The sequence below is a fragment of the Rathayibacter sp. AY1C9 genome (genome assembly GCF_002932315.1).
Lineage (GTDB): Bacteria > Actinomycetota > Actinomycetes > Actinomycetales > Microbacteriaceae > Rathayibacter.
Window position 1 is genome coordinate 14,597 of the sequence record NZ_PSVZ01000021.1, and the last position, 20,389, is coordinate 34,985.

A 20,389-nucleotide genomic window follows, 5' to 3' on the forward strand; every position below is an offset into this window, starting at 1 on the left:
AGGGCGGACGCCGCGGTCGTGTCCTCCGCGGGTGCGGGGGAAGGGTGACCGCAGTGGCGGGCTGCGCGATTCAGAGGGATGCGCTGCTCCGCTCGGCTACAGAGCGGTGGGCAACCTCGCAAGAGTATCAGGCCACGGCCTCCCGTGCGGGTCGCGCGAGTTCGCGGTCGGCGCGGTCAGCCCCGGTCGCCGCGGATGATGCGCAGGAGCTTCGCCAGTCGTGCGGAGACGTCGCGCTCGTTGCCGTGCTCGGTGGGCCGGTAGTACCGCGCGCCCTGGAGCGGGTCCGGGAGGTACTGCTGCTCGAGGACGCCGAGGTCGGCGTCGTGCGGGTACCGGTAGCCCTTCCCGTGGCCGAGCTTCTTGGCGCCGGGGTAGTGCGCGTCGCGCAGGTGCGCCGGCACCCGGCCCGCGCGGCCAGCGCGCACGTCCGCGATGGCCGCGTCGATGGCGGAGTAGGACGCGTTCGACTTCGGGGCGGTCGCCAGGTGCACGACCGCCTGGGCGAGCGGGATGCGCCCCTCCGGCATGCCGATGAACTGCACGGCGTCGGCCGCGGCGATCGCGACGACGAGCGCCTGCGGGTCGGCCATGCCGATGTCCTCGGACGCGGAGACGATGATGCGGCGGGCGATGAACCGCGGATCCTCCCCCGCCTCGATCATCCGGGCCAGGTAGTGCAGCGCCGCGTCGACGTCCGAGCCCCGGATGGACTTGATGAAGGCGCTGATGACGTCGTAGTGCTCGTCGCCGTTGCGGTCGTAGCGCAGCAGGGCGCGGTCGACGGCGCGCGCGACGACCTCGGTCGTGATCACGGGGAGCGCGGGCTCCGCGGCGGCGGCCTCGACGGGAGCGCCCTCGTCGTCCTCGTCCTCCTCGTCCGGGTCCTCCGCGGCGGCGGCGCGGGCGACCCGGTCGGCCTCGCGGGCCTCCGAGCGGGCGGAGGTGGCGGCGGCCTCGAGCGCGGTCAGCGCCCGCCGGGCGTCTCCGGAGGCGAGCCGCACGATGCTCGCCCGGGCCTCCTCCTCCAGCGTCACCGAGTCGCGCAGACCCCGCTCGTCGTGCAGGGCGCGGTCGACCAGGACGCCCAGGTCGTCGTCGCTGAGCGGCTCGAGGGTCAGCAGGAGCGAGCGCGAGAGCAGCGGCGCGATCACCGAGAACGAGGGGTTCTCGGTCGTGGCCGCGATGAGGATGACCCACCCGTTCTCGACCCCGGGCAGCAGTGCGTCCTGCTGCGCCTTGGTGAAGCGGTGGATCTCGTCGAGGAAGAGCACGGTGGACGTGCCGTAGAGGTCGCGGGTGGAGAGTGCCTCCTCCATCACCTGCCGCACGTCCTTCACGCCCGCCGTGACGGCGGAGAGCTCGACGAAGCGGCGGCCGCTGGAGTGGGCCACCGCCTGCGCGAGCGTGGTCTTGCCCGTGCCGGGAGGGCCCCAGAGGATCACGGACACCGCTCCCCGCTCCCCCGTCGTGTCGGCGGCGAGGGCGACCAGGGGCGAGCCGGGCGTCAGGAGGTGGCGCTGGCCGGCGACCTCCTCGAGGCTGCGCGGCCGCATCCGCACGGCGAGCGGAGTCGCCCCGGAGCGGAGTCCGGCCTGCTGCATGGTCATGCCCCCAGCGTAACGACGGCCTCCGACAGAGCCCCGGCCCGACTGCCCGGCGCGACGGAGCGGCGTTTGTCGCGCCTCCGGCGGTTCTCGTAGGCTCGACGCGGCCTGCGTGCGCGGGCCGCCGCGCCGAAGCCGCGCGGACGAGGACGTCGGAGGAACACGTGGCCCAGGGCAAGTCGAACGACCGCGAGGCGCGCACCCGGCTCCGGGCCTACCAGGCCCGTCAGAGCCTCCACCGCTCGAGGCAGAAGCGGCGCGTGCGCGACAACGTGATCGCGGCGATCGCCGCCGTCGTCGTGATCGGGCTCGCGGTCGTCGCCCAGATCCTCTACTTCTCCGGCGGCCCCGGCACCACGGTCGCCGAGCCGACCTCCTCCTCCTCCGCGACCCCGACGCCCGAGGCGACGGGGTCGAACACCGGCGACGTCCCCTCCTCCGACATCGCCGAGGGCCGCGACTGGACGGGCACGCTCACGATCGGCGAGGACCCGCTGGGCATCACGCTCGCCGGCGCCGCCGCCCCGCAGGCGGTGTCCTCCTTCATCTCGCTGACGCAGTCCGGCTTCTACGACGGCGTCTCCTGCCACCGCCTCACCACGGAGGGCCTCTACGTCCTCCAGTGCGGCGACCCGGACGGCGACGGCACCGGCGGACCGGGCTACAGCTACGGCCCCGTCGAGAACGCGCCCGAGGACGGCGTATACCCGGCCGGGACCATCGCGATGGCCCGCCAGGGCGGCAACGGCTACAGCCAGGGCAGCCAGTTCTTCGTCGTCTACCAGGACACGACCCTGCCCGCCGACGCGGCCGGCGGGTACACCGTGCTCGGGCAGGTCACCTCGGGACTGGACGCGCTCGTCAGCGACGTCGTGTCGAAGGGCACGGCCGACGGATCGGGTGACGGCGCCCCCGCCGAGCCCGTGACCATCACCTCCGTCTCCGTCCAGTAGTCGCGCCCGCGGCGTCGTCACGGTCCGCCCGTGCGGGGAGTGCAATAGGCTTGTCGTCACTGCCCGTTCGCGGCCGAGCGCGGTCTTCGGCCCTCCGGCCGTCGAGCCCCACCGGCCGACGACGCGACGGGCACCGAGAAGCACGACATCGAACAGCAAGGTGAGGCTCCGAGCGATGAGTGACCAGCAGCCGTGGGGACGGGTCGGCGACGACGGGACGGTCTACGTCCGCGTCGGCGACGGGGAGCGAGAGGTCGGCCAGTACCCCGATGCGACTCCCGAGGAGGCGCTCGCCTACTACGAGCGCAAGTACACGGAGCTCGCCGGGCAGGTCTCCCTGCTCGAGCAGCGCGCCAAGCGGGGCGCACCCGCCGGAGACGTCGCCCGGACGGTGCAGTCGCTGTCCGCGGCCATCGCGCAGGCGAACGCGGTCGGCGACCTCGAATCGCTGCAGACCCGGGTCGACGCGCTGAGCGGCTCCGTCGAGGATCTGACCGAGCAGCAGGCGGCCGAGTCGAAGGCCGCGCTGTCCGAGGCCCTCGCCTACCGCGAGGCCATCGTCGCCGAGGCCGAGGCCCTGGCGGCTGTCGACCCGGCGAAGACGCAGTGGAAGCAGGCCAGCGCCGCGATCGACGACCTCTTCGCCCGCTGGCAGAACCACCAGCAGCAGGGTCCGCGCCTGCCCAAGAACGACGCGAACGAGCTGTGGCGCCGGTTCCGCGGTGCGCGCACCACGATCGAGCAGAACCGCAAGGCGTTCTTCGCCGACCTCGACTCCGCGCACCGCGAGGCCAAGCAGGCCAAGCAGGCGCTCATCGACCAGGCCGAGGCGCTGGTGCCCCAGGGCGCCGACGCCATCCCGGACTACCGCGCGCTCCTCGAGCGCTGGCGGGTCGCCGGCCGTGCCGGCAAGCGGTTCGACGACGCGCTCTGGGCGCGCTTCAAGGCCGCCGGCGACGCGATCTACGGAGCCAAGGCCGAGATCGTCGCGCAGGAGAGCGTCGAGTACACCGAGAACCTCGACCTCAAGCTCGCCCTCCTCGAGGAGGCGGAGCCGCTCCTGCAGGAGCAGGACCGCGAGAAGGCCAAGCGGGTGCTGCTCTCGATCCAGGAGCGCTGGGACGCCGTCGGCCGCGTGCCGCGGGAGCAGGTGCGCACCGTCGAGGACCGCCTCCGCAAGGTCGAGGCGCACGTCCGCAAGCTCGACGAGGAGCACTGGAACCGCAGCAACCCGGAGCGCAAGGCCCGCTCCGAGGGTCTCGCCTCGCAGTTGACCGCCGCGATCCAGAAGCTCCAGGACGAGCTCGACGAGGCGAAGGCGCGCGGCGACCGCGACGCGATCGCCCAGGCTCAGGAGGCGCTCGACGCCCGCAAGGTCTGGCTCGACGCGATCGGCTAGACCCGCTCCGGCGGATCCCTCCACAGATCCGCTCGCGACGCTCCGGAGGGGAGGCGCATCGGCCAGCATGGCCTGATGCGCCTCCCTTCCGTGCTCCTCCCCGGGCACCTTCCTCTCGCGGAGCTGTGCGCCGCCCGCCTCGACGGCGAGCTGGTCGCGCTCGACGAGGGCTTCCTCGTCGCGGACCTGCCCCTGGGGGCGTCCGAGCGGGCCGCCTCCCTGCGCTCGCTGCTCCCCCGCGGCGCCGTCGCCGATCGTCTCTCCGCCGCGTGGGTGCACGGAGCGACGCACCGTCCGCCGCCTGTGCACAGCGCCTCGATCGACCGGCGGAAGCGCCGGCAGGCGCCGTCGAAGCCCCGCCTGCGCTGCCACGAGGTCCTGCTCGACGAGGACGACGTCGTCCTCCTCGGCGGCGCACCGGTCACGTCGCCTGCCCGCACCCTGATCGACCTCGCCCGGACGGAGGACGCGGGCGCGATCCTCCGAGCGCTCTCTCGGAGCACCCGGATCGGCCTCGACGCCGTCCTCGCGAGGCTGGAGGAGGGCAGCGCCGTCGCCGGACGGAGGATCGTCGGACGACGGCTGCGGGCGGCGCTCGGCGAGGCGCCGCCCGGGGATCAGCCCGCGTTCACCCGGTAGACGTCGTAGACGGCGTCGATCCGGCGCACGGCGTTCAGCACGCGGTCCAGGTGGGTGGTGTCGCCCATCTCGAAGACGAACCGGCTGATCGCCAGCCGGTCGCTCGAGGTGGAGACCGTCGCCGAGAGGATGTTGACGTGGTGCTCCGAGAGCACGCGCGTCACGTCGCTCAGCAGGCCCGAGCGGTCCAGCGCCTCGACCTGGATCTGCACGAGGAAGATGCTCTTGGAGGACGGCGCCCACTCGACGTCGACGATCCGCTCCGGCTCCTTCAGCAGCTCCTGCACGTTGTGGCAGTTCGCCTGGTGCACGGAGACGCCGGCCCCCCGCGTCACGAATCCGACGATCTGGTCGCCCGGAACCGGGGTGCAGCACTTCGCGAGCTTCACCAGGATGTCCGGCGCGCCCTTCACGAGGACGCCCGACTCGCTGCTCCGGCTCCGCGGCCGGGGCGAGCGAGGGAGGGTGACCTCGTTCTCGTCCGACTCCGGATCGCCCTGGATGGAGGAGACGACCTTCTCGAGCACCGACTGGGTCGAGACGTGGCCCTCGCCGACGGCCGCGTAGAGCGCCTCGACGTCGTTGTAGCGCAGCTGGCTGGCCACCTCGGTGAAGGTGTCCTGGCTCATCAGCTTCTGCAGCGGCAGGTTCTGCTTCCGCATCGCCCGGGCGATGGAGTCCTTGCCCTGCTCGATCGCCTCGTCGCGCCGCTCCTTGGTGAACCACTGCCGGATCTTGTTGCGGGCCCGCGGGCTCTGCACGAAGTGGAGCCAGTCCTGGCTCGGTCCCGAGTCGGGGTTCTTCGAGGTGAAGACCTCGACCACGTCGCCCGTCGTCAGAGCCGACTCCAGCGGCACGAGGCGCCCGTTGACCTTGGCGCCCATCGTCCGGTGCCCGACCTCGGTGTGCACCGCGTAGGCGAAGTCGACCGGGGTCGCACCGGTCGGCAGGCCGATCACGCGTCCCTTCGGGGTGAAGACGTAGACCTCCTTGGCACCGATCTCGAAGCGGAGGGAGTCGAGGAACTCGTTCGGGTCTGTGGTCTCCGACTGCCAGTCCGAGAGGTGCGCGAGCCAGGCGAGGTCGGTGTCGTTCGATCCGGAGGTGGGCACCTTGCCGGTGGCCATCTGCTCCTTGTACTTCCAGTGCGCCGCGATGCCGAACTCCGCGTGCTGGTGCATCTCGTTGGTGCGGATCTGGATCTCGACCGCACGCCCCTTCGGCCCGACGACCGTCGTGTGCAGCGACTGGTAGAGGTTGAACTTCGGAGTGGCGATGTAGTCCTTGAACCGGCCCGGCATCGGCGTCCAGCGGGCGTGGATCGAGCCGAGCACGGCGTAGCAGTCGCGCACCGAGTTCACGAGGACGCGGATGCCGACCAGGTCGTAGATCTCGTCGAACTCGCGACCGCGGACGACCATCTTCTGGTAGATCGAGTAGTACTGCTTCGGCCGGCCGACGACACGACCGCGGATCCGCCCGGCCCGCAGGTCCTCGCTGATCAGGTCGATGACGTTCTGCACGAACTCCTCGCGCTGCGGCGTCCGCCGCTTCACCAGGCTCTCGATCTCGTTGTAGATCTTGGGGTAGAGCACCGCGAAGGACAGGTCCTCGAGCTCCCACTTGATCGCCTGGATGCCGAGGCGGTGCGCCAGCGGCGCGTAGATCTCGAGAGTCTCGGTGGCCTTGCGGGCCGCGGACTCGGCGGGGACGAAGCCCCAGGTCCGCGCGTTGTGAAGGCGGTCGGCGAGCTTGATGATCAGGACGCGGATGTCCTTCGACATCGCCACGATCATCTTGCGGACGGTCTCGGCCTGCGCGCTGTCGCCGTACTTGACCTTGTCGAGCTTGGTGACGCCGTCGACGAGCATCGCGACCTCGTCGCCGAAGTCCGCGCGGAGCTCGTCGAGCTGGTAGTCGGTGTCCTCGACGGTGTCGTGCAGCAGCGCGGCGGCGATCGTCTTCGAGCCGATGCCGAGGTCGGCGAGGATCTGCGCGACGGCCAGCGGATGAGTGATGTAGGGCTCGCCGCTGCGGCGCTTCTGGTTCGCGTGCGCCCGCTCCGCGACCGAGTACGCGCGCTCGATCAGCGCGATGTCGCTCTTCGGATGGTGCATCCGGACGGTGCGGACGAGGGTGTCGACAGCACCGGAGGGCTGCGCGCGCGAGAAGATCCGCGGGACCAGTCTGCGCAGGGCAGCGGTCGAGGACGTCGTCGTCGTTTCCGTCACGCGAGGATCTCCATCGCCCCATTATCGCCCGTGCGGACGGCGCCGATGACCGTTCCGCCCGGGGCGGACGGCGCCGGCGTCAGCCGATGCGTCCCGGGCGCCCCTCGCCGTCGACCACGTCGCCGCCCGCCGCGGCCCAGGCGGTCATGCCGGCGTCGACGTTGGCGACCTCGTATCCGGCGCCCTCGAGGGCCTGCGTCACCATCGCGGAGCGGACTCCGGAGTGGCAGACCACCAGGATCGCCGTGTCGGCCGGGAGCTCGTCCTGCCGGGCGCCGATCTCCCCCATCGGGATGTGGTGGGCGGCCGGAGCATGCCCCGCCGCCCACTCGTGCGGCTCCCGGACGTCGAGCAGCCAGACCTCGTCGCGCTCGACGAGTCCGACGGCGTCGGCCGCCGTGACCTGTGCGTAGTCGGCCACGGCTCAGCCCTGCACGGCCGGCGCGGCCGGCGCGGCCGCCTTCGCCCGGGCCGACTCCACGCGCTTGTCGTGCTTGGAGATCTCGGGCTCCCGGCTGCGCAGCTGGGCGTACAGCGGCGCCGCGACGAAGATCGTCGAGTACGTGCCGACGATGATGCCGATCAGCAGGGCGAGCGAGATGTCGCGGAGCGTGCCCGCGCCGAGGACGAACGCACCGATCACGAGGATCGCGGCCACCGGGAGGGCGGCGACGATCGAGGTGTTGATGGAGCGCACGAGAGTCTGGTTCTCGGCCAGGTTCACCGTCTCGGAGAAGGTGCGGGTCGTGCTGCCGAGCGCCTCCACGGTGTTCTCGCGGATCTTGTCGAAGACCACGACCGTGTCGTAGAGCGAGTAGCCGAGGATCGTCAGCAGTCCGATCACCGCCGCCGGCGACACCTCGGTGCCGGTGATGCCGTAGACGCCCGCCACGATCACGAGGTCGTGCAGGAGCGCGACGATCGCCGCGAGCGACATCTTCCAGGTGCGGAAGTACGCCCACATGGCCAGGGCCGCGAGGACCACGAAGATCACCAGGCCGCGCAGGGCCTGCTGGGTCACGTCGTTGCCCCACGCCGCTCCGATGAAGGAGGAGGCGACCTGGTCGGTGGGCACGTCGTAGGCCTCCGACAGGGCGTTCCGCACCGCGGTCGACTCGTCGGTCGAGAGCTGGCCGGTCTGCACGCGGATGGAGTCGTCGCCGACGATGGACACGCGCGGCACGGTCTCCGGAGCGACCGAGGTGACCGCGTCCGTCGCCGTCGCCTGCTCGAGGCTCGACGGCGAGGACACCGTGAACTGCGAGCCGCCGGTGAACTCGATGCCGAAGTTGAAGCCGCCGCGGGCGACCGTCCCGAGCAGCGTGATCAGGATCAGGGCGAGTGAGACGAGGTACCACGTGCGGCGCCGGCCGACGAAGTCGATCGATCGCGCACCGGTGTAGAGGTCGTTTCCGAACTGCGAGAAGCTGGCCATCACGCGTCCTTCCCGTTCGAGTCGTTGGAGTCGCGCAGGCCGGCCGCCTCGGCGGCCTTCCGCTCGGCGATGGTCTGGCGCTTGGCCGCCTCACGGGACGCGGAGGCGCGCTTGCCGGCGACCACCTGGTCCTGCGGACGGAAGGCGGCACGGCCGCGGTAGACGGCCCCGAGCGCCCGGGGATCCAGGCCCGACGCCTTGTGCCCCTCGGCGAAGAACGGTCTCGTGGCCATCAGCTGCAGGATCGGGTGGGTGAACAGCGCCACCACGATCAGGTCGATGATCGTCGTGATCCCGAGGGTGAGCGCGAAGCCGCGGACACTGCCGACGGCGAGGAGGAAGAGGACCACCGCGGCGAGCAGGTTCACCATGTCGGACGCGAAGATCGTGCGCAGCGCGCGCCGCCAGCCGGACTCGACGGCGGACTCGAGGCCGCGTCCGTCGCGCAGTTCGTCGCGGATGCGCTCGAAGTACACGATGAACGAGTCGGCCGTGATGCCGATCGCGACGATGAGACCCGCGACTCCTGCGAGCGAGAGGCGCAGTCCCTCCCGCCAGGACAGCAGCGTGACGACGAGGTAGGTGACGATCGCCGCGACGAGCAGCGAGGCGATCGTGACGGCTCCGAGCACGCGGTACTGCGCGATGGAGTAGACGATGACGAGGATCAGGCCGATGAGGCCGGCGAGCAGGCCGCTGGCGAGCTGGGCGGAGCCGAGCGTCGCCGAGATGCTGTCCGAGCTCTGGACCTGGAAGCCGATCGGCAGCGCGCCGTACTTGAGCTGGTCGGCGAGCGTCTTCGACGACTCCTGGGTGAAGGAGCCCGAGATCTGCGCGTTGCCGTCGGTGATGGCGGCGTTCGTCGACGGGGCCGAGATGACCCGGCCGTCGAGGACGATCGCGAACTGGTTCTGCGCACCCTGCAGAGCCACGAGGCGCGAGGTCACGTCGCCGAAGGCCTGCGTGCCCTGGTCGTCGAACGAGAGGTTGACGGCCCAGGTGCCGGTGCTGGCGCCGGAGGAGGTCGTCATCAGGCCGTTCGAGGCGTCCGAGATGTCCTCGCCGGTGATCTCCACCGGGCCGAGGACGTACTTCACCGTCCCGCTGTCGTCGCAGGTGATGAGCGGCTGGTCGGCCGGGGCGAGGTTCGGGTCCTGGCCGTTGAGGAACGCGCAGTCGAACGAGGTGTACTGGGCCTCGAGCGCCGGCGTGAGGTAGGCGAGGTCGCTCGCGTTCGTCGGCGAGGCGGTCGGCTCCGTCGAGAGCGACGGGTCGACGGGCGTCGGCGTGGGCGAGGACGTCGCGTCGCCGCCGACCGAGCTGTTGGTGGCCTGGCTCGCGACGAGGACCGGGCGGAAGTCGAGCTTCGCCGAGGCCTCGATGCGCTGGAGCGTCTCGTCGTCGGGCGTGCCCGGGATCGAGACGACGATGTTGCTCGAGCCCTGGGTCGTGATCTCGGCCTCGGAGACGCCGGACGCGTCGATGCGCTGGCGGATGATCGAGACGGCCTGCGTCAGCTGCTCCGACGAGACGGTGTCGCCGTCGTTCAGCTGCGGCTGCAGGACGATCTGCGTGCCGCCCTCGAGGTCGAGGGCGAGCTTCGGCGTCCAGGAGCCGCCGCCCCAGAGGACGGCCGCCGTGTTGAGTCCGACGAGAGCGAGGATCAGGACACCGAGCCAGCTCAGGGAGCGGCGGGCCTTCCGGACGGGGGTTGATGCGGCCACCCAGGGCTCAGCTTTCTCTTCGGTCGACGGTGATCGGCCCGGGGTCGCCCGGGCGTGGAGAAGGGCGGGCCGGCGCCGATGCGCCCGGCCCGCCCAGGAGACTACTGCGCGTCGGGGCGGCGGTCGCGCTCGACCGGGTCCACCAGCGGGTCGCGGTGCGCGGAGTCGCGCTCGCCGAACTCGGGCGAGCCGGTCGCGGTCAGCGGGTCGGCCTCGTCCTCGGTGTCGACGGCGACGGCGTTCTCGCTCGGGTCGATGAGGCGGGCGATCGCCTGACGGTGGATGGTCAGCAGCGTGCCGGGGGTCGACTCGATGACGATCTTGTTCGCCTCGTCGTCGATCGACACGACGGTGCCGAAGAGGCCGGAGCCGGTCATGAGCTCCACCCCCGGCTGGAGGTTGTTCTTCATGCTCTCCGCGTCGCGCTGGCGCTTCTTGTTGTTGCGGAACATGAAGATGATCATCACGGCGAGCAGCAGGACGAGCAGGATGATCGTCGGATCCATGGGTGGGCCTTCCGGAGTGGATGGGCGATCCGCCGCGCGGCCTCAGGTCGAGGCGGAGCGGATCGAGCGGCCCGTCGGGCCTAGAGAATCATAGATCATCGGGGAACAGGGGCGGCTGAGCCGCCGTCCCCCGGGGGTCGATGCCGAAGTGGCGGTAGGCGGCGGGGGTCGCCACGCGGCCGCGCGGCGTCCGGGTCAGCAATCCGATCCGCACGAGGAACGGCTCGACGACGGCCTCGACCGTCTCCGCCTCCTCCCCCACCGACACGGCGAGGGTGTTCAGGCCGACCGGCCCGCCGTCGAAGCGGGTCAGCACGATCTCCATCACCGCGCGGTCGAGCCGGTCGAGTCCGAGCGCGTCGACGTCGTAGAGCTCCAGCGCCGCGCGGACGGCGGTCACGTCGGCCCGTCCGCCGTGGACCAGGGCGAAGTCCCGCACCCGCCGGAGCAGGCGGTTGGCGATGCGCGGGGTGCCTCGGCAGCGGCCGGCGATCTCGGCGATCGCGTCCGCGTCGATGTCGAGCTCGAGCAGCCGTGCCGCCCGGGCGAGCACCTGCCGCAGCTCGTCCTCCGCGTAGAACTCGAGGTGCGCGGTGAAGCCGAAGCGGTCGCGGAGCGGATTGGGCAGCAGGCCGGAGCGGGTCGTGGCACCGACGAGCGTGAACGGGGCGAGATCCAGCGGGACGGACGTCGCTCCCGCCCCCTTGCCGACCATGATGTCGATCCGGAAGTCCTCCATCGCGAGGTAGAGCATCTCCTCCGCGGAGCGCGCCATGCGGTGGATCTCGTCGATGAAGAGGATCTCGCCGGGCAGCAGCGAGGAGAGGACGGCGGCGAGGTCGCCCGCGTGCTGGATCGCGGGGCCGCTGGAGAGCCGCAGGGGCGAGGAGCTCTCCTCCGCCACGATCATCGCGAGTGTCGTCTTGCCGAGACCGGGCGGGCCCGCCAGGAGGATGTGGTCCGGGGTCCGGCCCTGCATGGCCGCGGCCTTGAGCAGCAGCTCGAGCTGGCCGCGCACCTTGCGCTGGCCGACGAACTCGCTGAGGTTCCTGGGCCGCAGGGCGCCCTCGAAGGCGACCTCGGCCTCCGATGCGACCTCGGCGCCCAGCACCTCGTCGCTCACGAGCGGGCCGCCGGACCGAGGCGGGCGAGGGCGAGCCGGAGCAGCGCCTGCACGTTCGCGGCGTCGGAGGCCTGCGCGTCGAGCAGGATCTCGTCGACCACATCGGCCGCGGTGCGCTCGGGCCAGCCCAGGCCGACGAGCGCCGCGAGCACGTTCTGCGCGGCGGTGGCGGCGGGACCGGAGCCGCGGGCGGCGCGCGGACGGACGGTCACCTTGCCGGCGAGCGACAGGATGATCAGCTTGGCCGTCTTCGGGCCGATGCCGCTGACCTTCCGGAACACCCCGTCGTCCTCGTCGGCGACCGCCTGCGCGATCCGGTCCGGCTCGACCGCGCCGAGCACGCCGAGGGCGGACTTCGGGCCGACGCCGGTCACGCCGATCAGCAGCTCGAAGATCTCGAGCTGCTCCTCGTCGGGGAAGCCGTAGAGGGTGAGCGAGTCCTCGCGGACGACGAGCACGGTGCTGACCGTGGTCTCGTCGCCGACGCGCATCTCGAGCGCGTGCTGCGGGGTCACGTTCACCGCGTAGCCGACGCCGTGGACGTCGAGGACGGCGAGGCTCCCGCGGGCGGAGAGGACGGAGCCGCGGAGGGAGGAGATCACCGCGTCAGTCTAGATGCTCGAACAGGCGTTCGACTCGCGGCCTCGGCGGCGCGCCACGCCCGCTGCGCTGCTGTGCCGCCCGCCGCTCCGTCGGCACCGGCTCCCGCCGACCCGGAGGACGGCGTGAGAGGCGCCCGCCAGGCGTGGCAGACGGCCAGGGCGAGGGCGTCGGCCGCGTCGGCCGGCCGCGGCGGGGCGTCGAGCCGGAGGACGCGCTGGATCATCGCGGTGACCTGGCGCTTGTCCGCGGCTCCGTAGCCGGTGACGGCGGCCTTCACCTCGCTCGGCGTGTGCATCCCGACTGGGAGCCCGCGCCGGGCCGCCGCGACGAGGGCGACGCCGCTGATCTGCGCGATGCCCATCACGGTGCTGACGTTGTTCTGCGCGAAGACCCGCTCGATCGCGACGGCGTCGGGGCGGTGCTCGTCGAGCAGCGCCTCGAGCCCGTCGCCCAGGGCCAGCAGGCGGCGCTCCAGCGCGTCGTCGGGCGGTGTCCGGAGGACCGTCACGTGCACGAGGGTCGCGTGGCGGTCGCGCGAGACGTCGACGATGCCGACGCCGCAGCGGGTGAGCCCGGGGTCGATCCCGAGGACGCGCATCAGGCCGCCCTCCGGGATCGGGCCGGGCTCACCGCGTCACTCCTCGTTCTCGAGCTCGGCGCGCACCTCTGCCGTGATGTCGAGGTTGGTGTAGACGTTCTGCACGTCGTCCGAGTCCTCGAGCGCGTCGATCAGGCGGAAGACCTTGCGAGCTGTCTCGGCGTCGGCCTCGACCTGGAGGGAGGCGACGAACTCGATGTCGGCGGAGTCGTAGTCGATGCCCGCCTCCTGCAGTGCCGAGCGGGCCGGGACGAGCTCGCTCGGCTCGACGCGGACCTCGAAGCTCTCGCCGTGGTCGAGCACGTCGTCGACACCGAAGTCGAGGACCGCGCCGAGCACGTCGTCCTCGGTGACGCTCTCTCCGTGGGGCACGGAGATGACGCCCTTGCGCGCGAAGTTGTACGCGACGCTGCCCGGGTCGGCCATGGTGCCGCCGTTGCGGGTCATCGCGGTGCGGACGTCCGCCGCGGCGCGGTTCTTGTTGTCGGTGAGGCACTCGACGAGCAGGGCGATGCCGTTGGGGCCGTAGGCCTCGTACATGATCGTCGTGTAGTCGATGACCTCGCCGGTGAGGCCGGCACCCCGCTTGATCGCGCGGTCGATGTTGTCGTTCGGCACCGAGGTCTTCTTCGCCTTCTGCACGGCGTCGACGAGCGTCGGGTTGCCGGAGAGGTCGGCGCCGCCGATCTTGGCGGCCACCTCGATGTTCTTGATCAGCTTGGCGAAGGACTTCGCGCGGCGCGAGTCCTTGATCGCCTTCTGGTGCTTGGTCGTGGCCCACTTGGAATGCCCGGACACGGTGCTCCCTCGGAAATCTCGTTGCGTGCGGCCCCCGAGGGCGCCGCTGATGGCAGGGGCCAGTCTATTCGAGAGCCGGTCCGCGCCCGTCTCGGCCCGAGCACCGAGCCTTCCGCGCCCGTCTCGCCGGCGCCGAGCCGCCCTCCCCACGCGCCCCCGCACCGCCGAACGCACGATCCGCGTCCCAGCGGATCGCGCTAGGCGAACGCGACCCGCTCCACCCACCCAGCCACCCCCGAGAGCCGACCGCGGCGAGCCGGGCAGGGACCGGCTCGCTACTTGATCAGCCGCGACAGCAGCCGGTCGGCGAGGATCCTGCCGTCGGTCTGGCAGGTGGGGCAGTACTGGAGCGTGGAGTCGTGGAAGACCACCTGGCGGATCGTGTCGCCGCAGACGGGGCACGCCTCTCCTGTGCGGCCGTGGACGCGCATGCCGAGCTTCTTCTCGCGCTTGAGGTCGGCCGCGTGCAGGCCCTCGGCGCGGGCGAGCGCCTCCTCGAGTGTGTAGCGGAGGGCCGCGTAGAGGCGGTCCAGCTCGTCGGCGGTGAGCGCGGCGGGCTTGAAGGGCGACATGCGCGCCACGTGGAGGATCTCGTCGGAGTAGGCGTTGCCGATGCCGGCGATGCGGGACTGGTCGCGGAGGACGCCCTTCACCTGCGCCCTGCCCGCCGTGGCGAGGATCGCGCCGAGGATCTCCTCGGTGAACTCCGGGTCCAGCGGATCGGGACCCAGCCGGGCGACGCCCGGGACGTCGAGCGGATCGGCGACGATCGAGAGCGCGAGGCTCTTCTTGGTGCCGGCCTCCGTCACGTCGAACCCCGACCCGTCGTCGAGGACCAGCCGCGCGGCGAGCGGTCCCCGGCCGGGCTTCGCCGGCGCCGTCGGCCGCTCGGGCCGCCAGCGGACCCAGCCGGCGCGGGCGAGGTGCAGGAGGACGTGGGCCTCGCCGACTGCGAGGTCGAGGAACTTGCCGTGCCGCGACACTCCGTGGACGGTCTCGCCGGAGAGAGCCGACGGCGGGATGGCCACGGTCTTGAGGGCGGAGATCGCGAACACGTCGAGCCGCTCGAGGACGCGTCCGCCCAGGCGCGCGTCGAGATCTAGAGCGAGGGCCTGGACCTCGGGGAGTTCGGGCATGCGACCACCCTGGCCCGCGGGTCCCGCACCGTCCACCCCTGGCGGAGGGGGCGGCAGCGGGTCAGTCGCCGAAGCGCGTCGCCGCGACCTTCCGCAGGAACAGCTCGTGGAACCGGTAGTCGCCGGTGATCTCGGGATGGAACGCCGTCCCGAGGAGGTTGCCCTGCTCGACCGCGACCACCCGCCCGTCGGCGACACTGGCGAGCGCGGTCGCCCGCTCGCCCAGCTCCTCCACGACCGGTGCGCGGATGAAGACCGCGTGCACCGGCGGATCGCCGATGGCCGGCACGTCGAGATCGGTCTCGAAGGAGTCGAGCTGGTTGCCGAACGCGTTCCTCCGGACCGACACGTCCAGGCCGCCGAAGCTGCTCTGGCCGTCGATGCGGTCGAGGACCCGGTCGGCGAGCATGATCAGCCCGGCGCAGGTCCCGTAGACGGGCATCCCCGCACTGATCGCCTCGACGACCGGCTCCGCGAGGCCGAAGAGGCGCGACAGCTTGTCCATCACCGTGGACTCGCCGCCCGGGATGACCAGCCCCGCGACGGTGGCGAGCTCCTCCGGGCGTCGCACCAGCACCACCTCGGCGCCCAGCTCGCGCAGGACGTGCGCGTGCTCGCGGAAGTCGCCCTGCAGCGCGAGGACCCCGACGCGGAGCCCCTCGAGGGACTCCCGCGTCGATCCTGCGCCGGCGAGCGGCGCGTCGGCGCTACCAGCCACGCTCGGCGAGGCGGTGCGGCGCGGGCACGTCGGCCACGTTGATGCCGACCATCGCCTCGCCCAGGCCGCGCGAGGCCTCCGCGACGACCTTCGCGTCGTCGAAGAAGGTGGTCGCCTTCACGATCGCGGCCGCGCGCTTGGCGGGCTCGCCCGACTTGAAGACGCCGGAGCCGACGAACACGCCGTCGGCGCCCAGCTGCATCATCAGCGCCGCGTCGGCCGGGGTCGCGACCCCGCCGGCGGTGAAGAGAACGACGGGGAGCTTGCCGGTCCGGGCGATCTCTACGACCAGGTCGTAGGGGGCCTGCAGCTCCTTCGCGGCGACGTAGAGCTCGTCCTTGGTCATCGCCTTCAGGCGGTTGACCTCGCCGGAGATCGTGCGGATGTGCTTGGTCGCCTCGGAGACGTCGCCGGTGCCGGCCTCGCCCTTCGAGCGGATCATCGCTGCGCCCTCGGTGATGCGGCGCAGCGCCTCGCCCAGGTTGGTCGCTCCGCAGACGAAGGGGACGGTGAAGTTCCACTTGTCGATGTGGTTCACGTAGTCGGCGGGCGAGAGGACCTCGGACTCGTCGATGTAGTCGACGCCGAGCTCCTGCAGGATCTGCGCCTCGACGAAGTGGCCGATGCGCGCCTTCGCCATGACGGGGATCGACACGGCGGAGACGATGCCGTCGATCAGGTCGGGGTCGCTCATGCGTGCGACGCCGCCCTGCGAGCGGATGTCGGCGGGGACGCGCTCGAGCGCCATGACGGCGACCGCGCCGGCGTCCTCCGCGATGCGGGCCTGATCGGCGTCGACGACGTCCATGATGACGCCGCCCTTGAGCATCTCGGCGAGACCGCGCTTGACGCGGCTCGAGCCGAACTGCTCGGGAGCGGACGAGGACGGAGTGGTGGTGTCGGTCATGTTCGCGAGTCCTGTTCTGTGCGGCGACTTCCGCCGACGGCAGCTCCGAGTCTACGAGACGGCGCCCGCCGTCCGCGGCGCTGGACAGGGGGCCGGGCGGCGGTCTAGAGGCTCGGCCAGGCCGCCGCGAGGCTCGCCCGCACGTCGCCGAGCAGCTGCGGGAGCGCCTTCGTGCGGGCGATGATCGGGAAGAAGTTCGCGTCGGTCGCCCAGCGCGGAACCACGTGCTGGTGCAGGTGCGCGGCGATCCCCGCTCCCGCGACCGCGCCCTGGTTCATCCCGAGGTTGAAGCCGTCGTTGTTCGAGACCGAGCGGACGACGCGCATCGCCGTCTGCGTGAGCGCTCCGATCTCGGCCACTTCCTCGGGAGTGGCCTCGTCGTAGAGCGGGATGTGCCGGTACGGGCAGACCAGGAGGTGGCCGGAGTTGTACGGGAACAGGTTCAGCAGGACGTAGGCGTGCTCCCCGCGGGCGACGATGAGGGCCTCCTCGTCGCTCAGCGTCGGCGCCACGCAGAAGGGGCAGTCGTCGGCTCCGGGCTGCCCCTTCTGGATGTAGACCATCCGGTGCGGCGTCCACAGGCGCTGGAACTCGTCGGGAACCCCGGCGAGGTGCGCCGAGCCCTCCGCTCCCTCGGGCACGCAGCCGTCGCTCACGCTCAGACCTGCGCCTTCGAGGCGACGGCCTCGCGGATGCGCGCGACGGCATCGGCGACCGGGATCCCGTTCTCCTGCGTGCCGTCGCGGAAGCGGAAGCTGACGGCTCCGGCGTCGCGGTCCTTCTCCCCCACGATCATCTGGAAGGGCACCTTCTGCAGCGTGGCGTTGCGGATCTTCTTCTGCATCCGGTCGCTGGAGTAGTCGATCTCGGCGCGGATGCCCGACCGCTTGAGCTCGCCGACGACCTCTTCGAGGTAGGGCAGGTACTCGTCGGCGATCGGGATGCCCACGACCTGGACCGGCGACAGCCAGACCGGGAACGCCCCGGCGTAGTGCTCGGTGAGGATCGCGAAGAAGCGCTCGATGGAGCCGAAGAGCGCGCGGTGGATCATCACGGGCCGCTTCTTCGAGCCGTCCGAGGCCGTGTACTCGAGCTCGAAGCGCTCGGGCTGGTTGAAGTCGAGCTGGATGGTCGACATCTGCCAGGTGCGGCCGATGGCGTCGCGCGCCTGCACCGAGATCTTCGGACCGTAGAACGCCGCTCCTCCCGGATCCGGCACCAGCTCGAGACCGGAGGCGACGGCGACCGCGCGCAGCGACTCGATCGCCTCCTCCCACTGCTCGGGCGCACCGACGAACTTCGGGTTGCCCTCCTCGTTCGTGGACAGCTCGAGGTAGAAGTCGTCGAGGCCGTAGTCGCGCAGCACCTGCAGCACGAACTCGAGGTTGCGGGTCAGCTCGGCCGACACGTCCTCCTGCGCGACGTAGATGTGGGCGTCGTCCTGGGTCAGGCCGCGCACGCGGGTGAGGCCCTGCAGGGTGCCGCTCTTCTCGTAGCGGTACACGGTGCCGAACTCGGCCAGGCGCAGCGGGAGCTCGCGGTAGCTGCGGCCGCGCGAGCGGAAGATCAGGTTGTGGAACGGGCAGTTCATGGGCTTGAGGTAGTAGTCCTGGCCCTGGCGGGTGACGTTGCCGTCCTCGTCCTGCAGCTCGTCGAGGTGCATCGGGGGGAACATCCCCTCGGAGTACCACTGCAGGTGCCCGCTCGTGAGGAACAGGTCGCCCTTGGTGATGTGCGGCGTGTAGACGAGCTCGTAGTCGTGGGCGAGCAGCTGCTCGCGCATGTACTGCTCGATCTCGTAGCGGATGATCCCGCCCTTGGGGTGGAAGACCGCGAGGCCGGAGCCGATCTCGTCCGGGAAGGAGAACAGGTCGAGCTCGTGGCCGAGCTTGCGGTGGTCGCGGCGCGCCGCCTCCTCGAGGCGGGCCTGGTGCTCGCGCAGCTCGTCCTTCGTGGGCCACGCGGTGCCGTAGACGCGCTGCAGCTGCGGGTTCTTCTCCGAGCCGCGCCAGTAGGCGGCAGCGTTGCGGGTCAGGGCGTAGCCGTTGCCGATCATGCGGGTGTTGGGCAGGTGCGGGCCGCGGCAGAGGTCCTTCCAGACCGTCTCGCCGGAACGCGGGTCGACGTTGTCGTAGATGGTGAGCTCGGCGCCGCCGACCTCGACGCTCTCGTGCTCGGCTCCCCCGCCCTTGATCCCGATCAGCTCGAGCTTGTAGGGCTCGCCGGCGAGCTCGGCGCGCGCCTCCTCCTCGGAGACGACGCGGCGCACGAACCGCTGGCCCTGGCGGACGATGCGGTCCATCGCCTTCTCGAGCGCCTTCATCGCCTCGGGCGTGAAGGGCTCCTCGACGTCGAAGTCGTAGTAGAAGCCGTCGGTGACGGGCGGGCCGATGCCCAGCTTCGCCTCCGGGTTGATCTGCTGCACCGCCTGTGCGAGCACGTGGGCCGCGGAGTGGCGGAGGATGTTCAGCCCGTCCGGCGAGGAGATGAGCACCGGCTCGATGCGGTCGCCCGGCACGACGTCGGCGGCGAGGTCCTTGAGCTCCCCGTTGACGCGGATCGCGACCACGGCCCGGTCGGTGAAGTGCGTGAATCCCGTGCCCGCCTCGGTGACGACCGAGTGGGACTCGTTCTCTGCGGGATTCGACGGTTCGTTCGACACGTGCGGGCACTCCTCGGGCTCGGTTGACCCCTCGACTGTAGTCGGCGGCGGCCTCTACCCGAGCGCGTCGAGCACGCGGACGCCGAGCGCGCGCAGAGCGGAGGCGAGCTCGTCCCGGTCGGCGCCGGGGAGCACGAGCGAGCTGCGCTCGAGCTGGTGCAGGAGGACCTCCTCCAGGCCGGGCGGCAGGGAGTCCACGGCGAGCGCCCCCTCGAGTGCGGCGAGCACGGCGATGACGGCCACCGCGTCGCGTGCCGCGAGTCTGCGTGCGCTGATCTCCATGCGTCTCCGTCCGTGTCGTCCGACCCCGTCACCCTGCCGACAGGACGTGCCCGGAGAGGGGCGCGGGGGCGACCGGTGCGCAATCCGTCCAGGTGGCATCCTGGTCCGATGGGTGCCGGTCCTGCGCTGCAGCGCTTCACGCGCTCCGGGGCCGACCTGGAGGAGGCGCGGCGCTTCTACTCGGACGGCTACGGCGGGTCGGGATTCCGGACGGAACCGGTCGAGCGGCCCTTCTCCTTCCGCTACGACGTCTCCGGGAGCGAGGGCGTGAGCCTGCGGACGTCTGTTTTCCGGGGCTCCGTGTCCGGGGGGCTGCGTCCGGCGGGCGAGTACGTCGTCTCGTGGTTCCTCTCCGGCACGAGCGTGGTGGACCCGGAGGGCGATCGGATCGTCCACCTGCCGGGGCGGCCGGTCGTGTTCCCCAGCGCGCGTCCGTTCGAGTTCGTCAGCCGCGACTTCCAGCAGCGGCTCGTGCACGTGGCCGCCGGCCTCCTCGAGCAGGTCGCGTCCGAGGCCGGCGACGGCGTGCCGCTGCCGCTCGTCTTCGACCACCGCTCGATCGCCTCCGCGTCGGCACTCCCGGGCTGGTGGCGGGCGGTCGACGACTTCGCGGGCGTCCTCCGGTCGGGCCGCGAGGCGACAGCGCTGCAGCTCGTGGCGGCCGAGCGCGGCGTCGCTCTGCACCTGCTCGCGACCTTCGCGCACCGGCCGGTCGTCGTTCCGGCGCAGGTGCTGCGGCCGGGGCTCGAGCACCTGCTGCGTGCCGCCGAGTTCCTGCACGCGTTCGCCGCGTCGCCCGTCACCGTGTCCGACATCGCGACAGCGGCGGGGCTCACTCCGCGGGCGCTGCAGGCCGCGTTCCGGAGGCACTTCGGCGACACTCCGCTCGGCTACCTGCGCGGCGTGCGTCTCGACCGGGCGCGCGTCGAGCTGCGCGAGGGCGCTCCGGGCGAGGAGACCGTGCGCGCCGTCTCCGCGCGCTGGGGCTTCCTCAACCAGGGCCGCTTCTCGGGGGCGTACCACCGCCGCTTCGGCGAGTACCCGGTGGAGACCCTGCGCCGCTGACGC

Annotated in this window: 20 protein-coding genes; 4 read left to right on the plus strand and 16 right to left on the minus strand. The window is 71.7% G+C overall.

Features of this window, described 5'->3' with window-relative positions; all coding sequences use genetic code 11:
* Positions 1-176: 176 nt before the first annotated feature.
* On the minus strand, positions 177-1,610 hold the full coding sequence (locus C5D09_RS13275; protein ID WP_104239056.1) for a replication-associated recombination protein A: 1,434 nt from the start codon (positions 1,608-1,610) through the stop codon (positions 177-179).
* Between the two features lie 161 nt (positions 1,611-1,771).
* On the opposite strand from C5D09_RS13275, the gene C5D09_RS13280 reads away from it, so the two are divergent.
* The 3 genes from C5D09_RS13280 (at position 1,772) to C5D09_RS13290 (ending at position 4,598) form a co-directional block, all read left to right on the plus strand.
* Positions 1,772-2,560, plus strand: a complete 789-nt coding sequence (locus tag C5D09_RS13280) for a peptidylprolyl isomerase (RefSeq protein ID WP_104269498.1) — start codon at positions 1,772-1,774, stop codon at positions 2,558-2,560.
* Between the two features lie 175 nt (positions 2,561-2,735).
* The gene (locus C5D09_RS13285; RefSeq protein ID WP_104224762.1) at positions 2,736-3,959 is read left to right on the plus strand and encodes a DUF349 domain-containing protein; all 1,224 of its coding nucleotides are present in this window, start codon (positions 2,736-2,738) and stop codon (positions 3,957-3,959) included.
* 75 nt (positions 3,960-4,034) lie between these two features.
* Positions 4,035-4,598 carry a type IV toxin-antitoxin system AbiEi family antitoxin gene (locus C5D09_RS13290; protein WP_104269499.1) on the plus strand — a complete coding sequence of 188 codons (564 nt, stop codon included), beginning with the start codon at positions 4,035-4,037 and terminating at the stop codon, positions 4,596-4,598.
* Here the strand turns inward: C5D09_RS13290 and C5D09_RS13295 are convergent.
* From C5D09_RS13295 to C5D09_RS13365, 15 genes are all read right to left on the minus strand, one after another.
* Positions 4,577-6,829, minus strand: a complete 2,253-nt coding sequence (locus C5D09_RS13295) for a bifunctional (p)ppGpp synthetase/guanosine-3',5'-bis(diphosphate) 3'-pyrophosphohydrolase (RefSeq protein ID WP_104225334.1) — start codon at positions 6,827-6,829, stop codon at positions 4,577-4,579. The two genes, C5D09_RS13290 and C5D09_RS13295, sit on opposite strands and share 22 nt — an antisense overlap.
* A 79-nt stretch (positions 6,830-6,908) precedes the next feature.
* Positions 6,909-7,250 carry a rhodanese-like domain-containing protein gene (locus C5D09_RS13300; protein WP_104233315.1) on the minus strand — a complete coding sequence of 114 codons (342 nt, stop codon included), beginning with the start codon at positions 7,248-7,250 and terminating at the stop codon, positions 6,909-6,911.
* Positions 7,251-7,253: 3 nt separating this feature from the next.
* On the minus strand, positions 7,254-8,264 hold the full coding sequence (gene secF, locus C5D09_RS13305; protein ID WP_104269500.1) for a protein translocase subunit SecF: 1,011 nt from the start codon (positions 8,262-8,264) through the stop codon (positions 7,254-7,256).
* Entirely contained in the window at positions 8,264-9,988 is a 1,725-nt protein-coding gene (gene secD / locus C5D09_RS13310) for a protein translocase subunit SecD (protein WP_104261519.1), read from the minus strand. Before secD ends, secF begins: the two co-directional genes overlap by 1 nt.
* A 101-nt stretch (positions 9,989-10,089) precedes the next feature.
* Complete coding sequence (yajC, locus tag C5D09_RS13315) at positions 10,090-10,494, minus strand: preprotein translocase subunit YajC (RefSeq protein WP_104224768.1); 405 nt, start codon at positions 10,492-10,494, stop codon at positions 10,090-10,092.
* 88 nt (positions 10,495-10,582) lie between these two features.
* Entirely contained in the window at positions 10,583-11,617 is a 1,035-nt protein-coding gene (ruvB, locus tag C5D09_RS13320; protein WP_104224769.1) for a Holliday junction branch migration DNA helicase RuvB, read from the minus strand.
* Positions 11,614-12,219 (minus strand): Holliday junction branch migration protein RuvA, encoded by a 606-nt coding sequence (ruvA, locus tag C5D09_RS13325; protein WP_104269501.1) that lies wholly within the window; start codon positions 12,217-12,219, stop codon positions 11,614-11,616. Before ruvA ends, ruvB begins: the two co-directional genes overlap by 4 nt.
* Entirely contained in the window at positions 12,216-12,818 is a 603-nt protein-coding gene (gene ruvC / locus C5D09_RS13330) for a crossover junction endodeoxyribonuclease RuvC (protein WP_104224771.1), read from the minus strand. Before ruvC ends, ruvA begins: the two co-directional genes overlap by 4 nt.
* Before the next feature lie 36 nt (positions 12,819-12,854).
* Complete coding sequence (locus C5D09_RS13335) at positions 12,855-13,616, minus strand: YebC/PmpR family DNA-binding transcriptional regulator (protein WP_104224772.1); 762 nt, start codon at positions 13,614-13,616, stop codon at positions 12,855-12,857.
* A 275-nt stretch (positions 13,617-13,891) separates the two neighbouring features.
* Positions 13,892-14,752, minus strand: a complete 861-nt coding sequence (locus C5D09_RS13340) for an Fpg/Nei family DNA glycosylase (protein WP_104225339.1) — start codon at positions 14,750-14,752, stop codon at positions 13,892-13,894.
* Between the two features lie 61 nt (positions 14,753-14,813).
* On the minus strand, positions 14,814-15,386 hold the full coding sequence (pdxT, locus tag C5D09_RS13345; RefSeq protein WP_244229657.1) for a pyridoxal 5'-phosphate synthase glutaminase subunit PdxT: 573 nt from the start codon (positions 15,384-15,386) through the stop codon (positions 14,814-14,816).
* A 73-nt stretch (positions 15,387-15,459) separates the two neighbouring features.
* Positions 15,460-16,377 (minus strand): pyridoxal 5'-phosphate synthase lyase subunit PdxS, encoded by a 918-nt coding sequence (pdxS, locus tag C5D09_RS13350; protein WP_104224629.1) that lies wholly within the window; start codon positions 16,375-16,377, stop codon positions 15,460-15,462.
* A 104-nt stretch (positions 16,378-16,481) separates the two neighbouring features.
* Positions 16,482-17,033 carry an HIT domain-containing protein gene (locus C5D09_RS13355; protein ID WP_244230646.1) on the minus strand — a complete coding sequence of 184 codons (552 nt, stop codon included), beginning with the start codon at positions 17,031-17,033 and terminating at the stop codon, positions 16,482-16,484.
* Positions 17,034-17,035: 2 nt separating this feature from the next.
* Entirely contained in the window at positions 17,036-18,946 is a 1,911-nt protein-coding gene (gene thrS / locus C5D09_RS13360; protein ID WP_258066763.1) for a threonine--tRNA ligase, read from the minus strand.
* 147 nt (positions 18,947-19,093) lie between these two features.
* Positions 19,094-19,321, minus strand: a complete 228-nt coding sequence (locus C5D09_RS13365; protein WP_104269503.1) for a hypothetical protein — start codon at positions 19,319-19,321, stop codon at positions 19,094-19,096.
* A gap of 108 nt (positions 19,322-19,429) precedes the next feature.
* On the opposite strand from C5D09_RS13365, the gene C5D09_RS13370 reads away from it, so the two are divergent.
* Positions 19,430-20,386 (plus strand): AraC family transcriptional regulator, encoded by a 957-nt coding sequence (locus C5D09_RS13370; protein WP_104327523.1) that lies wholly within the window; start codon positions 19,430-19,432, stop codon positions 20,384-20,386.
* The last annotated feature ends 3 nt before the right edge of the window (positions 20,387-20,389 follow it).